Source organism: Streptomyces phyllanthi (assembly GCF_009377205.1).
GTDB lineage: Bacteria > Actinomycetota > Actinomycetes > Streptomycetales > Streptomycetaceae > Streptomyces > Streptomyces phyllanthi.
Window position 1 is genome coordinate 17,577 of sequence record NZ_VJZE01000067.1, and the last position, 12,862, is coordinate 30,438.

Consider the following 12,862-nt stretch of genomic DNA (forward strand, 5'->3'; position numbering starts at 1 on the left):
CCGGTCCATCCGGCTGCCCGGTCCATCGGCTTCCCGGTCCATCGGCTTCCCGGTCCATCGGCTTCCCGGCCCATCCCGATATCCGGCCTATTCAGATGTCCAGTCTGTCTGATTCATCCGGACCTCCGCCTATCCGGTGAGCCCGGCCCGGGCGCAGGCCGCCATGAGCTGCGGGGTGCAGATCTCCTCGACCGTGTACACGCCGTCCTTGACCACGGTGCCCTCGATCGTGTCGACGGTCACGGACACCGGGGCGAGCAGGGCGGCCGGAACGGACTCCCCGCTGCTGTCACTCACCGTGCCGGTGGCCGCGTCCTCGAGGCTCTCGCCGCGGGCCGCGGCCACAGCCATGGCGGCGCCGGCGGCGGCCTCGGGCTCGAAGGGCTTGTAGACCGTCATGTACTGGTCGCCGGCGACGATGCGCCGCAGCGCCTCCAGTTCGGCGTCCTGGCCGGTGACCGGGGGCAGGGGGCTGACGTTGTTCGCCCGGAGAGCGGAGATGCTGCCTGCGGCGAGGCCGTCGTTGGCGGCGTAGACGCCGTCGATGGTGTCGGCGCCGAGTGCGGAGATGGCCGCGGACATGTTCATGTTGGCGATCTCCGCCCGCCAGACAGGGGTGTCGTACATCTTCCCGATCTTGACCCTGTCGCTGAGCACGGACAGCGCGCCCTTCTTGAACTCGGCCGCGTTGGGGTCATTGGGGTCGCCGTTCATCATGACGATCTGGCCACCGTCCGCCGCGGCGCCCATGCCCTGCAGGAGAGCCCTGCCCTGGAGCCTGCCGACCTCCTCACCGTCGAAGGAGACGAATCCCGAGATCGGGCCCTGGGCGAGCCGGTCGTATGCGATCACCGGGATGTCCGCCTGCTCCGCCTTCCTGACCGCGGCGCCGAGCGATCGGGCGTCCACGGCCACGAGCACCATGGCGTCGACCCCCTTGGTGATCATGGAGTCCACCTGCTGCCGCTGGGTGGCGACGTCGCCCTTGGCGTTGGCGTGCTCGACCGTGCAGTCGCCGCACAGCTCCTTGATCTCGCTTTCGATCAGGGGCCTGTCCTGGGTCTCCCAGCGCGCTGTGGTGGTGTCCGGCAGCAGCAGGCCGACCTGCGGGCCATCGCCCCCGCCGGCACTGCTCCCGTCGGCCTGCCCACAGGCGGTCAGGGCAACGGCCGTCGCCACCGCAACCAGGGCGACGGCGACGTCCCGGATACAGGTCTTCATGAGAGAGACCTCCAACTCGTCCTTCCCCCGGGCGAGGCCCGCGCCCGGTCACCGCCCGGCGCCGGGTCCGGGTACAGCGCCCGTACGCCGTCGGGTGTGCGCAGCGGGGCCTTGGCGACCGGCTCGGGAACGACCAGCGGATTCACGTCGTCGGCCCTTCCGTCCCGTTCCGGGGGCGCGGCAGGCGCCCGCTGACACACGGCGCGTACACGGCCGCGCCGGGGACCGCGCGACGGCGGTGCCCGGCACCCGTGTGCACCCCCGTATGGAGACCGACGTCTCGCTCAGCGCGTGCGGCGAGGCCCGGCCTCCTCACCATGCCGCTCGTACCGGCAGGCAGAGGTCCGGCGGAAGGCAGACAGCCACGCCGCGGACGCCGTCCACGCGGTGCCCGGAACGTGCCGCCCCGGAGTGGCAAGACGGCCACGTGGTCAGTCTGGCACCGGCTGCGGCGACCTGCGAGCGCAGGGGCCGCCCGTGATCGCGGCGGTCGCGGCGCCGGGTCCGGCCACAGCGGCCAGGCGCCGCCGTACTCCGGTCCGATGCCATGTCCCGGCCCGGATACGGCCGCACCCGGGCGAGCCGTGCGGCCACGACCGGACCGGAGTACGGCCACGACCACCCGCACACGCGACCGTGTACGGCGTGACGATCAGCGGCAGGCGCACGGGCACCCCGATCTGCCGGCCCCGCACCCGGCCGCGCACGCCGCCGCGACCACCCGTGGGACCGGCGCCCGCGCCGCACGGACCGGCCTGACGAGCGGCACCGCCCGTCAGGCCGCCTCCACGGCGCCCCGTTCTCCCCCGTCCCGGTGGATCGGCGTTCCCGAATCCGTCAGGGGGAGGCCCGTGCCGCCCCTGCGGGCCGCGATGATCTCCGCCGCGATGGACAGGGCGGTCTCCTCGGGCGTACGGGCACCGAGGTCGAGGCCGATCGGGGACCTCAGCCGGGCCCGTTCGCGTTCGGTCAGGCCCGCCTCGCTCAGCCGCCGGTCACGGTCCGCGTGGGTGCGGCGCGAACCCATCGCGCCGACGAACGCGACCGGCAGCCTCAGGGCCACCTTCAGCAGGGGCACGTCGAACTTGGCGTCGTGGGTGAGCACGCACAGCACCGTGCGCGCGTCCGTCTCCGTGCGCCGGAGATAGCGGTGCGGCCAGTCGACCACGATGTCGTCGGCCTCCGGGAAGCGGGCCCGGGTGGCGAAGACGGGGCGGGCGTCGCACACGGTCACGTGGTAGCCGAGGAACCTGCCCGCCCGCACGAGCGCCGCGGCGAAGTCGATCGCGCCGAAGACGATCATGCGGGGCGGCGGCACGCTCGACTCGACCAGCAGTGTGATCCCTCCGGGGCAGTGCGATCCGTCCTCTGAGAGGACGACCGTCCCGGTGCGGCCGGTGTCCAGCATGGCCCGTGCCTCGGCGGCCGCCGTCCGGTCGAGCTCCGCGTGCCCGCCGAGACCGCCCTCGTACGCCCCTTCGTACGTCCCGTCGGGGCGCACGAACAGCGTCCTGCCGAGGAGCTCGGCCGGGCCCCGGACGACCCGGGCCACGGCCGCCGCCTCACCCCGGGCGGCGGCGGACAGCGCCCGCGCCAGCACCTTTCTGACCGGGGCCTGGGCGCCGACCGGGGTGACCATGACGTCGATGACCCCACCGCAGGTCAGCCCGACCGCGAAGGCGTCCTCGTCGCTGTAGCCGAACCGTTCGACGACGCTCTCGCCGACCCCTCCGCCTTCGAGTGCCTGGACGCACAGGTCGTACACCGCTCCCTCGACGCAGCCGCCGGAGACCGAGCCGATGGCCGTGCCCTCACTGTCGACGGCGAGGGCGGCGCCGGGGCCGCGCGGCGCGCTGCCCCCGACGGCCACGACGGTGGCGACGGCGAAGTCCCTGCCCTCCTCGATCCAGCGGTGCAGTTCCTCGGCGATGTCAAGCACGCGGGGCTCCCGTGCCCGCCTCCGCCGTACCTCCCAGCAGGACGCGGTCTGGGCGGATGGGCAGGTTCCGGTGGCGTACGCCGGTCGCGTGCCAGACCGCGTTGGCGATCGCCGCCGCGGCGCCCACGATGCCGATCTCGCCGATGCCCTTGATGCCGACCGGGTCGTCCGGGTCGGGCTCGCCCACCCAGTCCGCCTCGATGGCGGGTATGTCGGCGTGGGCGGCGACGTGGTAACCCGCGAGGTCGGCACCGTAGAGACCGCCCGAGGCCCGGTCCCTGACCGCCTCCTCGTGCAGGGCCATGGAGATGCCCCAGATCATCCCGCCGAGGAACTGACTGCGGGCCGTGAGCGGGTTGACGATCCGGCCCGCCGCGAAGATGCCGAGCATCCGCCGCACACGCACCTCGCCGGTGGTGGGGTCCACGGCGACCTCGGCGAACTGCGCCCCGAAGGAGTGCCGTTCCTTCTGGGCGAGGGCGCCGATGGCCGCGGTGGTGTCGGACCGTATCGTGATGCCCTCCGGTGGGATGCCCGTGTTCAGGGCGAGCCGTTCCCGCAGCTCGGTGGCCGCGGCCGTGACCGCCCAGGCCCAGGAGCGGGTGCCCATCGAGCCTCCGGCGATGAACGCCGGCCCGAAGTCGCTGTCCCCGATGCGTACGCGGACGCGGTCCGGTGTCACCTCCAACGCGTCGGCGGCGACCAGGGTGAGGGCGGTCCGGGCGCCGGTTCCGATGTCGGCCGCGCTGATCCGTACGGTGAAGGTGCCGTCCGCCTCAGCCGTCACGGCCGCCGTGGACGGTGCGGCCCCCGCACCGAAATGAGCCGCCGCCGTGCCGGTGCCCAGCAGCCAGCGCCCGTCACGGCGCAGACCGGGCCGCGGGTCCCGGTCCGCCCAGCCGAACCGGCGGGCACCCTCCCGGAAGCAGTCGAGCAGGTGGTGGCTGCTGAACGGCAGCCCGGAGACGGGCCCCCGCTCGGGCTTGTTGCGTGCGCGCAGCTCGATCGGGTCGATACCGCACTTCTCGGCGAGCTCGTCGAGCGCCGACTCCAGCGCGAACGACCCCGGAGCCTCGCCCGGCGCGCGCATGAACGTCGGTGTCGGCACGTCGAGCCGTACGAGCCGGGTGGCCGTGCGGTGGGCGTCGGCGTCGTACATCGTCCGTGCCACCCCGGCGCTCCCCTCGACGAACTCGTGCACGGTCGAGGTGAGGTTCAGGGAGTCGTGGTCCAGCGCGCGCAGCCGTCCACCGGCGTCGGCGCCGAGCCTGATCCGCTGTGCGGTCGGGCTGCGGTAGCCCGCGAGCGAGAACGTCTGGCGGCGCGTCATGACGACCCGGACCGGACGCTGCAGGACGGTCGCGGCCATCACGGCGGCCACCTGGTGCGCACGGAGGCCCTTGCTGCCGAAGCCGCCGCCGACGTGCTCCGACCGTACCCGCACCGAGCCCGGGTCGAGGGAGAACATGTTCGCGAGCTCGCTCGCGACCCAGGTGGTGCCCTGGTTCGAGTCGACGACCTCCAGTCGGCCGCCGTCCCAGAGGGCCGTCGCCGCATGGGGCTCCATCGAGTTGTGGTGCTCTTCCGGCGTGGTGTACTCCTCGTCGACGACGACGGCGGACGCGGCGAGTTCCGCCTCCAGGTCCCCCTTCTCCGTCACCGCCGGCCCGAAGCCGGCCGCCTCGTACGCGTCCGGGCGTCCGGCCGAGAACGCGACGTCGTGCGGCTCCTCCTCGTAGTGCACCAGCAGCGCTTCGGCGGCCTCCCTGGCCTGCTCGGACGTCTCGGCGACGACCAGCGCCACCGGCCAGCCCAGGTGTGGCACACGGTCGTGCTGGAAGACGGCCGCTGTCGGGTCCGGGGCGCCCAGCATGCCCACGTAGTCGGTGTCGAGGCGCGGGGCGTTCTCGTGGTGCAGGACGGAGAGCACGCCCGGCATCCCGAGGACGGGGGCGGTGTCCAGCGAGCGGACGCGTCCGCGGGCGACGGTGGACAGCACCAGCCAGCCGTGGGCGAGTTCGGCGAAGGGGATCTCCGCCGCGTAGCGGGCCGCTCCGGTGACCTTGTCGCGGCCCTCGAGACGGGTGTGCGCGGTACCGACGGCCCCCTTCACCGCCTTGGTCCCGGTCGTGGCGGTGGTCATCGGGCGGCCTCCTCGGCGAGTCGGGTCAGCTCGGCCACCACGAGATTGCGCATCAGTGTCACCTTGTATCCGTTGTGCGGCAGCGGCTCGGCGGCCGCCAGTTCGGCGTCCGCCGCGGCGGCGAAGGTCTCGGCGTCGGCCGGTGCCCCGGTCAGCGCCAGTTCGGCGGTCCGGGCGCGCCACGGCCGGGACGCGACCGCCCCGAAGGCCAGGCGCACCTCGCGTACGACGCCGTCCCGGACGTCGAGCGCGGCGGCGATCGAGCCGATGGCGAACGCGTACGAGGCGCGCTCGCGGACCTTCCGGTAGCGCGAGCGGGCGGCGACCGGGGCCGGCGGCAGGGTGACGCCGGTGATCAGCGCCCCGGGCGGCAGGGCGGTCTCCAGGTGGGGGGTGTCGCCCACCGGCAGATAGAACTCGGCGAACGGCAGCTCGCCGGACCCGTCGGCCGTCTCGTAGGAGACGACGGCGTCGAAGGCCGCCAGCGCCACGCCCATGTCCGAGGGGTGGGTGGCCACGCAGTGGCCGGAGGCGCCCAGGATCGCGTGGTTGTGGTGCTCCCCCTCGATCGCGGGGCAGCCGCTGCCGGGCACCCGCTTGTTGCACGGCTTGGTCACGTCGGCGAAGTAGCCGCAGCGGGTGCGCTGGAGCAGGTTCCCGCCGACCGTGGCCATGTTGCGCAGCTGCCCGGAGGCACCTGCCAGTACCGCCTGGGTCAACGCCGGGTAGCGGCGCCGGACTTCGGGGTGCGCGGCGAGGTCGCTGTTGGTGACGGTCGCGCCGATGCGCAGACCGCCGTCGTCCGTCGACTCGATGCGGCCGAGGGGCAGTTCACGGACGTCGACGAGCCGGGCGGGCCGCTCGACGCCGGTCTTCATCAGATCGACGAGGTTGGTGCCGCCGCCGAGGAAGCGTGCGTCCGGATCGGCGCCGAGCAGCGCGACCGCGCCGGAGACGTCGTGGGCACGCTGGTATCCGAACTCCCTCATGCCGCCGTCTCCGTGGTCTCGGTGGTCTCCGTGGACTCGGTGTCCTGAGCGCTCTCCGTCCGGGTGGCGGCCGCGCGGGCGACCGCCTGGACGATCGACACGTACGCTCCGCAACGGCACAGGTTGCCGCTCATGCGCTCCCTGATCTCGTCGGCGGTCAGCGGTGGCGGTCCCGCTTCGGGACGGACGTCGTCGGTGACGGCGCTCGGCCAGCCCGCGGCGTGCTCCTCGATCACCGCGACGGCCGAACAGATCTGCCCCGGCGTGCAGTAGCCGCACTGGTAGCCGTCCAGGTCGAGGAAGGCCTGCTGCACCGGGTGCAGTTGCTCACCCTCGGCCATGCCCTCGATGGTGGTGATCTCGCGCCCCTCGGCGGCCACCGCCAGTTGCAGGCAGGCCACGGCCCTGCGTCCGTCGAGCAGAACGGTGCAGGCACCGCACTGCCCCTGGTCGCAGCCCTTCTTGGTTCCGGTCAGATCGAGACGCTCGCGCAGCGCGTCGAGCAGGGTGGTGCGGTGGTCGACGGACAGCGGGTACTTCTCACCGTTGATGTTCAAGGTGATGGCGCTGTACGTCGACGACGGGGCTGTGGCCATGATCAGCCTTCTTTCGCGTATCCGGAGCACGTCGGGAGGACGATCCGGCAGGCAGACGAGTCAAGAGACGTAGGGGAGGAGAGGCGTTGGGAGGAGACGTATCGGGGGGCCTGTGCGGAGGAGACGCATCAAGAGAAGACATGCCAGGTGGTGATGTGTCAGCAGATAAGAACATTGCGCTGTTCGCGGCGATCCGGGTTCGGGAACATGAAGGATGTGAGGCGGGAACGCTCACGGCGAAGGCCACCGGCTCCCAGGACCACCGCACCACAGGTAAGGTGGACCTAACCGGACAACTGTCCGCTCACAGAAACGTAACGGACAACTGTCCGTTTCTCAAGGACGGGATTCGGCCACGGGCCCGCGAGGAGGACGAGTGCAGCGGAAGAAGGAAGCACCTCTGCGCTCGGACGCGCAGCGAAACCGCGAGCGCATCCTGGAGGTCGCACTGGTCGAGCTGACGCACTGCGCGGACGCCCCACTGAGCACGATCGCCAGGAAGGCGGGCGTCGGACAGGGCACCTTCTACCGCAACTTCCCCCATCGCGAGGCGCTCGTCCTCGAGGTCTACCGCCACGAGATGCAGCAGGTCGCCGACAGCGCGGCCCAGTTGCTCGAGACCGGGGCGCCCGACCTGGCCCTGCGCGAGTGGATGGACCGCCTCGCCCAGTACGCCATGGCCAAGGCCGGTCTGGCGGACGCGATCCGGCAGGCCACCAGCGGACCGGGAACCCCGGCGAAACCGGGTCACGCCCCGGTGACCTCCGCGGCCGAACTCCTGCTCCGCGCCAACGAGGAGGCGGGCACGATCCGCCCCGGCGTGACCGCCGAGGACTTCCTCCTCGCCATCGCCGGCCTCTGGCAGATCGACCCGCGCGGGAACTGGCAACCGCGCGCCACCCGCCTCCTGGACCTCGTCATGGACGGACTGCGCGCGGGGGCACCCGGGCGGTGAACGGCGCCCCGTCCGGGGCGGGGCCCGCACTCGGGCCCCTCCGCCCGGACGCCGCATCAAGGACAACTGATGTGTGCACAACGGTTGTCCGGCTCGGCACGGTGCCGCTTACATATGGGGAAAGCATCCGAGGAATGCGCTTTCACGCACCACGAAATGCGGCCGACCCATCAAGGGTGTCCAGCCGACGAGGGGTGTCCAGCGATGACCAGAACGCACCGCCTGCATGGAAGGATCGTCGTCTCCACGCTCGCCCTGGCGCTCACCGCCAGCGCCTGCGGCTCGGGCCCAGGTTCCCAGGATTCGTCCGATGACCCCATCGTGATCGGTGTCTCCTTACCGCTCACCGGCGACTTCTCCGAACCCGGCAAGGGCGTCGAACGGGGCTACAAGGCCTGGGCGAAGATCGTCAACGACGAGGGCGGACTCCTCGGCCGCAAGGTCGAGTTGAAGATCCTCGACGACCAGTCCAACGCCGACCGTGTCGTCTCCGACTACGAGCAGCTGATCGGCAGGGACGAGGTCGATCTGGTCTTCGGCCCCTTCTCGACCCGGCTCGTCGTCCCCTCCGCGCGCGTGGCCGAGGAGTACGGGATGCTCTTCGTGGAACCGGCGGGAGCCGCTCCGGAGGTTTTCGAGCAGGGCTTCGAGAACCTCTTCTACGCGGCTCCGGCCGTCGCCGACGACCACTACAACCACCTGGCCGAGTACATCCTGGCCATGCCGGAGAGCGAGCGCCCGAGGACGGTGGCGTATGCCGCCATGGACGACCCCTTCGCCCAGGGAACGGCCTACGGGCTGAAGGAGAAACTGGAGAAGGGCGGCATCAGGACCGTCGTCGACGAGGTGTACCCGCCGAACACCACCGACTTCGGCAACATCGCCGCCAAGATCGCCGACTCCGGGGCCGACATGGTGGTGGGCGGCACCCAGTACCAGGACGGCGTCAACCTGATCGTCGCCCTCCAGCAGCTGGACTACCAGCCGAAGATGGCCGCCTTCTCCACCGCCCCGACCGAACCGGAGTTCGCCAAGGCCATCGGCAACAAGACCGAAGGGATCCTCGCGCCCACCGGCTACACCCAGAAGGCCGACCACCCGAGCAACAAGGAGTTCGTCGAGAAGTACACCGAGCAGTTCGGGAAGGCCCCCGAGGAGGACGAGGCCAACGCCTACACGACGGGTCAGGTGGTCGCCGCCGCGGTCGAGGCCGCCAAGTGCGCCTCCCAGGACCCGGACTGCCAGGGCAAGCTGGTGGAGTGGCTGCGCGGCAACACGGTGCAGACCGTGGTCGGTCCCCTGAAGTGGGACGGCAAGGGGCGCCCCCAGAGTGCGCACATGATCCAGCAGTGGGTCGACGGCGAGATCCAGATCGTGCTCCCCGAGGCCCAGCAGGAAGCCGATCCGGTCTACCCGAAGCCGAAGTGGTGACGCGGGCGTGCCCTCAGCGAGCCTCGTCCTCCAGAGCGTCGTCCTCGGTGTGCTGCTGGGAGGGCTCTACGCCCTGCTGGCGGCGGGCCTCACCCTCTACTTCGGCGTCATGCGCGTGGTGATGATCGCCCACTCCGCGTTCCTGATCCTCGCCGCGTACCTCGCCTGGTACGCCCACCGGGAGACCGGAGTCGACCCGCTGCTCACCCTGTTCGTCACCGTGCCGCTGTTCTTCGCCGCCGGCGTCGCCATGCAGCGGCTGCTCCTCACCCGTCTCCGCCCGGCGACGCTCACCATGATGTCGGTGCTGCTCACCTTCTCGGTGGCCCTGGTCATCGAGGGTCTGCTCGGGTACGCGTTCAGCGGCACCCAGCGCCGGATCCGGCTCGGCTACAGCGCGGCCGGCTTCGAGTTCCTCGGGGCGCGCGTCGCGGTGGTCAAGCTGATCGCCTTCGGCCTGGCGGCGCTCGCCCTGCTCGGGCTCTACGTCCTGATGAAGCGCAGCCGGTTCGGCCAGGCACTGCGGGCCACCATCCAGCACCGCGAGGCCGCCCAGCTGCTCGGCATCGACACCGACCGGATCGCCGGGTACGGCTTCGGGCTCGGCCTCGCCACGGCGGCCGTCGGCGGCACGGCGCTCGCCCTGGACACCACCATCTACCCCTCGCTGCACTGGCACTGGATCGGCCCGCTGATGGCCATCATCGTCGTCGGCGGCCTGGGCAGCGTCCCGGGCGCCGCGATCGCCGCCATGACGCTCGGCATGCTCCAGAGCCTGCTGCAGCTGGAGCTCTCCACCACCTGGGCGCAGACGGTCTTCTACATCGCGCTCTTCGCCACCCTGGCCGTCAGGCCTCAGGGCTTCTTCGGGGGGCGGCTTGCGCAGAGGTTCTGACACCAGGCTGATCCATCTCGGCGCCCTGCTCGCGGCGGCCGCCATCGCCCTCTCCTTCCCGTCCATGGCTCCGAGCCCGTACGAGATCACCGTGGGCATCGCCATCCTCAACTACGCGGTGCTCTCCACCTCCTGGAACTTCGTGGGCGGCTTCACCGGCTACATCTCCCTCGGTCACGGGGCGTTCGCCGGACTCGGCGCCTACGGGACGGGTCTGCTGGTCGCCAGGGCCGGACTCCCGCCCTTCGCCGCGCTGTTCACGGCGGCGGCCCTGGTGGCCCTGATCGCCGTACCGGTCGGCTACGCGGCCCTGCGGGTGCGCGGCGCCTCCTTCGTCATCGTCTCCATCGCCCTCGTCCTCATCCTGCTGCTGGTCTTCCAGAGCTGGGCCTCCTTCACCGGCGGCTCCCGCGGACTGGTGGTACCGCGCCCCTTCCCCGGCATGCTGCGTGCCGAGCACCACCGCACCTTCTACTTCCTCTTCCTGGCGCTGCTCGCGGTGACCCTGTCGGCCTGGTGGGTCATCGACCGCTCACGGTTCGGCATGGGCCTGAAGGCGATCCGCGAGGACGAGGACAAGGCCCAGTCCCTGGGCATCCCCACGTACTCGTACAAGCTGGTGGTCTTCGTCGTCTCCGCCGCCTTCACCGCGCTGGCGGGCGGGCTCTACGCGCTGTGGTTCGGCGATCTCGACCCGGTCTTCCAGTTCTCCGTCCTCGGCGGTGCGTACATGGTGCTCATGGCGCTGCTCGGGGGCGTGCGCCATCTGTACGGACCGCTGCTGGGGGCCGTGGCCGTCGGATACGCCCTGGAGTACGCCAAGGTCGAGTACGGCGACACCCCGCTGCACCTGGTCGTGGCGGGGCTGCTCCTGGGGGTCGTCGTGATGTTCATGCCGGACGGCGTCATCCCGGCCGCCACCGCCCTGATCGGCAGGTTCCGGAGATCCGGTGAGACCTCCATCCGGGAGGTGACCGCTGCCGAACTGCGGGAGCGGCGCGAACAGCCGAACCGAACGGAGGTGAAGGACGGTGAGCGAAGCGGCACCTGAGAGCGAGCCCGCGCCGAGCCTCGCGACCACCGGGCTCACCAAGGCCTTCGGCGGTGTCACCGCACTCGACTCCGCCACCGTGACCTTCCACCACGGCAAGGTCAACGCCCTGATCGGCCCGAACGGCTCCGGCAAGACGACCTTCTTCAACTGCGTCACCGGGATGATCCGCCCAGACGCGGGCCGCACCGCCTACCGCGGACGCGACCTCACCGGCAGGCCCCCGCACCGGATCGCCCGCGCCGGCATCGGGCGCTCGTTCCAGCTCTGCCGCGTCTTCCCGAGGATGACCGTGCTGGACAACCTCCTGGCCGCCGTACGGCCGCACGGTCTCGCCGGACAGCTCGCGCGTTCGGGCCGACGGGAGGAGACCGAGCGGGCCCGGGACTGGCTGACCCGTATGGGCATCGAGCACCTGGAGCGGGCGGAGGCAGGCCGACTGTCCTGGGGTCAACAGAAGTTGCTGGAGCTGGCGGGTGTGCTGATGAGCGAGCCGGAGCTGATCCTGCTGGACGAGCCCGCGGGCGGGGTCAACCCGGCACTCGTCGACCGCATCGGCGACCTGGTACGCGAACTCAACGCCGAGGGGCGGACCTTCCTCATCGTCGAGCACAACATGGACATGGTCATGAGCCTCAGCGACCACGTCGTCGTGTTCGACCGCGGCCGGCCCATCGCGCAGGGCCCGCCCCAGGTGATCCAGTCCGACGAACGAGTCCTCGGGGCATACCTTGGCATCTGACTCCGGCTCCTCCTCCGGGTTCCTTCTCGAACTCGACGACATCCGCGCCGGGTACGGGCGGGCGGCGCTCGTCCTGCGCGGGCTGACCGTCCGGGTGCCCGCCGGGGCGATCGTCTGCCTGGTCGGGCCCAACGGCGCGGGCAAGTCCACCGTCCTGAAGGTCGCCAGCGGGCTCCTCACCCCGAGGTCGGGCCGGATCCTCGTCGACGGCGAGGACGTCACCGGTCGCGGACCGCAGCGGATGCTGGCCGCCGGAGTCGCTCATGTCCTCCAGGGACACAGCGTCTTCCGGGAGATGACGGTCGCCGAGAACGTCCTGCTCGGCGGCTACACCCTGCGGGACAAGGCGCTCGTCGCCGAGCGGGCCGCGTTCGTACGGGACCTCTTCCCGGTGGTGGCACAGCGGTGGACGAGCCTGGCCGGGCTGCTCTCCGGTGGCCAGCAGAAGCAGGTGGAGTTCGCCCGTTCGCTGATGGTCGGGCCCCGGGTCGTGCTCCTCGACGAGCCGTCCATGGGCCTCGACCCCAGGGCGACCGGTGTGGTCTTCGAACAGATCGTGCGGATGCGGGACGCGGGAACCGCCGTCCTGCTGGTCGAACAGAACGCGCGGCGCGCCCTGGAGGCCGCCGACACCGGCTGCGTCCTCGACCTCGGCCGGGTCCATGTCTCGGGCCCGGCAGAGGAGTTGCTCGCCGACTCCCGGCTCGGCGAGTTGTATCTCGGGGTGCGGCCCTGAATGTCCAGCCACACCCCGGGAGTGAACCACGCCGGAGAGGAGCGAGTGGAGTGTTCAAGCGACGCGGGCGGCACGTGGCCCCCGCTCTGGCCGCTTTCCTGACCTGTGCGATCGCCCTGACGACGGCCCCCGCCGAAGCCGGGGCCCACCCCGGCCCCGTACAC

The 12,862-nt window shown here is 71.5% G+C and carries 11 protein-coding genes; 6 read left to right on the forward strand and 5 right to left on the reverse strand.

Annotated features, from left to right (window positions below; all coding sequences use genetic code 11):
* Window positions 1-129: 129 nt before the first annotated feature.
* From FNH04_RS12780 to FNH04_RS12800, 5 genes are all read right to left on the reverse strand, one after another.
* On the reverse strand, window positions 130-1,221 hold the full coding sequence (locus FNH04_RS12780) for a substrate-binding domain-containing protein (protein WP_152783559.1): 1,092 nt from the start codon (window positions 1,219-1,221) through the stop codon (window positions 130-132).
* 775 nt (window positions 1,222-1,996) lie between these two features.
* Window positions 1,997-3,160, reverse strand: coding sequence for an XdhC/CoxI family protein (locus tag FNH04_RS12785; protein WP_322722985.1), 1,164 nt, complete (start codon window positions 3,158-3,160; stop codon window positions 1,997-1,999).
* On the reverse strand, window positions 3,153-5,303 hold the full coding sequence (locus FNH04_RS12790) for a xanthine dehydrogenase family protein molybdopterin-binding subunit (RefSeq protein WP_152783561.1): 2,151 nt from the start codon (window positions 5,301-5,303) through the stop codon (window positions 3,153-3,155). The genes FNH04_RS12785 and FNH04_RS12790 overlap by 8 nt, the downstream gene beginning before the upstream one ends.
* Window positions 5,300-6,292: an FAD binding domain-containing protein gene (locus FNH04_RS12795; protein WP_152783563.1), complete on the reverse strand. Its 993-nt coding sequence runs from the start codon at window positions 6,290-6,292 to the stop codon at window positions 5,300-5,302. Before FNH04_RS12795 ends, FNH04_RS12790 begins: the two co-directional genes overlap by 4 nt.
* Entirely contained in the window at window positions 6,289-6,888 is a 600-nt protein-coding gene (locus FNH04_RS12800) for a 2Fe-2S iron-sulfur cluster-binding protein (RefSeq protein ID WP_152783565.1), read from the reverse strand. Before FNH04_RS12800 ends, FNH04_RS12795 begins: the two co-directional genes overlap by 4 nt.
* A 376-nt stretch (window positions 6,889-7,264) precedes the next feature.
* Here FNH04_RS12800 and FNH04_RS12805 point away from each other — a divergent pair, with 376 nt between their 5' ends.
* The 6 genes from FNH04_RS12805 (at window position 7,265) to FNH04_RS12830 (ending at window position 12,698) form a co-directional block, all read left to right on the forward strand.
* A complete protein-coding gene (locus FNH04_RS12805) occupies window positions 7,265-7,843 on the forward strand; it encodes a TetR/AcrR family transcriptional regulator (RefSeq protein ID WP_322722986.1) in 579 nt (192 codons plus the stop codon).
* Between the two features lie 204 nt (window positions 7,844-8,047).
* Window positions 8,048-9,274, forward strand: a complete 1,227-nt coding sequence (locus FNH04_RS12810) for an amino acid ABC transporter substrate-binding protein (protein ID WP_152783569.1) — start codon at window positions 8,048-8,050, stop codon at window positions 9,272-9,274.
* A 7-nt stretch (window positions 9,275-9,281) separates the two neighbouring features.
* Window positions 9,282-10,169 (forward strand): branched-chain amino acid ABC transporter permease, encoded by an 888-nt coding sequence (locus FNH04_RS12815; RefSeq protein WP_322722987.1) that lies wholly within the window; start codon window positions 9,282-9,284, stop codon window positions 10,167-10,169.
* A complete protein-coding gene (locus tag FNH04_RS12820; RefSeq protein ID WP_228031319.1) occupies window positions 10,153-11,220 on the forward strand; it encodes a branched-chain amino acid ABC transporter permease in 1,068 nt (355 codons plus the stop codon). Before FNH04_RS12815 ends, FNH04_RS12820 begins: the two co-directional genes overlap by 17 nt.
* Entirely contained in the window at window positions 11,201-11,962 is a 762-nt protein-coding gene (locus FNH04_RS48990) for an ABC transporter ATP-binding protein (protein WP_322722988.1), read from the forward strand. Before FNH04_RS12820 ends, FNH04_RS48990 begins: the two co-directional genes overlap by 20 nt.
* Window positions 11,952-12,698: an ABC transporter ATP-binding protein gene (locus FNH04_RS12830; protein WP_152783571.1), complete on the forward strand. Its 747-nt coding sequence runs from the start codon at window positions 11,952-11,954 to the stop codon at window positions 12,696-12,698. The genes FNH04_RS48990 and FNH04_RS12830 overlap by 11 nt, the downstream gene beginning before the upstream one ends.
* Window positions 12,699-12,862: the final 164 nt, after the last annotated feature.

What these genes read in the sequence shown, in the direction of transcription:
- FNH04_RS12800 (WP_152783565.1), bottom strand. Translation starts at nt 6,888, where the DNA reads ATGGCCACAGCCCCGTCGTCGACGTACAGCGCCATCACCTTGAACATC.
- FNH04_RS12790 (WP_152783561.1), bottom strand. Translation starts at nt 5,303, where the DNA reads ATGACCACCGCCACGACCGGGACCAAGGCGGTGAAGGGGGCCGTCGGT.
- FNH04_RS12810 (WP_152783569.1), top strand. Translation starts at nt 8,048, where the DNA reads ATGACCAGAACGCACCGCCTGCATGGAAGGATCGTCGTCTCCACGCTC.
- FNH04_RS12780 (WP_152783559.1), bottom strand. Translation starts at nt 1,221, where the DNA reads ATGAAGACCTGTATCCGGGACGTCGCCGTCGCCCTGGTTGCGGTGGCG.
- FNH04_RS12795 (WP_152783563.1), bottom strand. Translation starts at nt 6,292, where the DNA reads ATGAGGGAGTTCGGATACCAGCGTGCCCACGACGTCTCCGGCGCGGTC.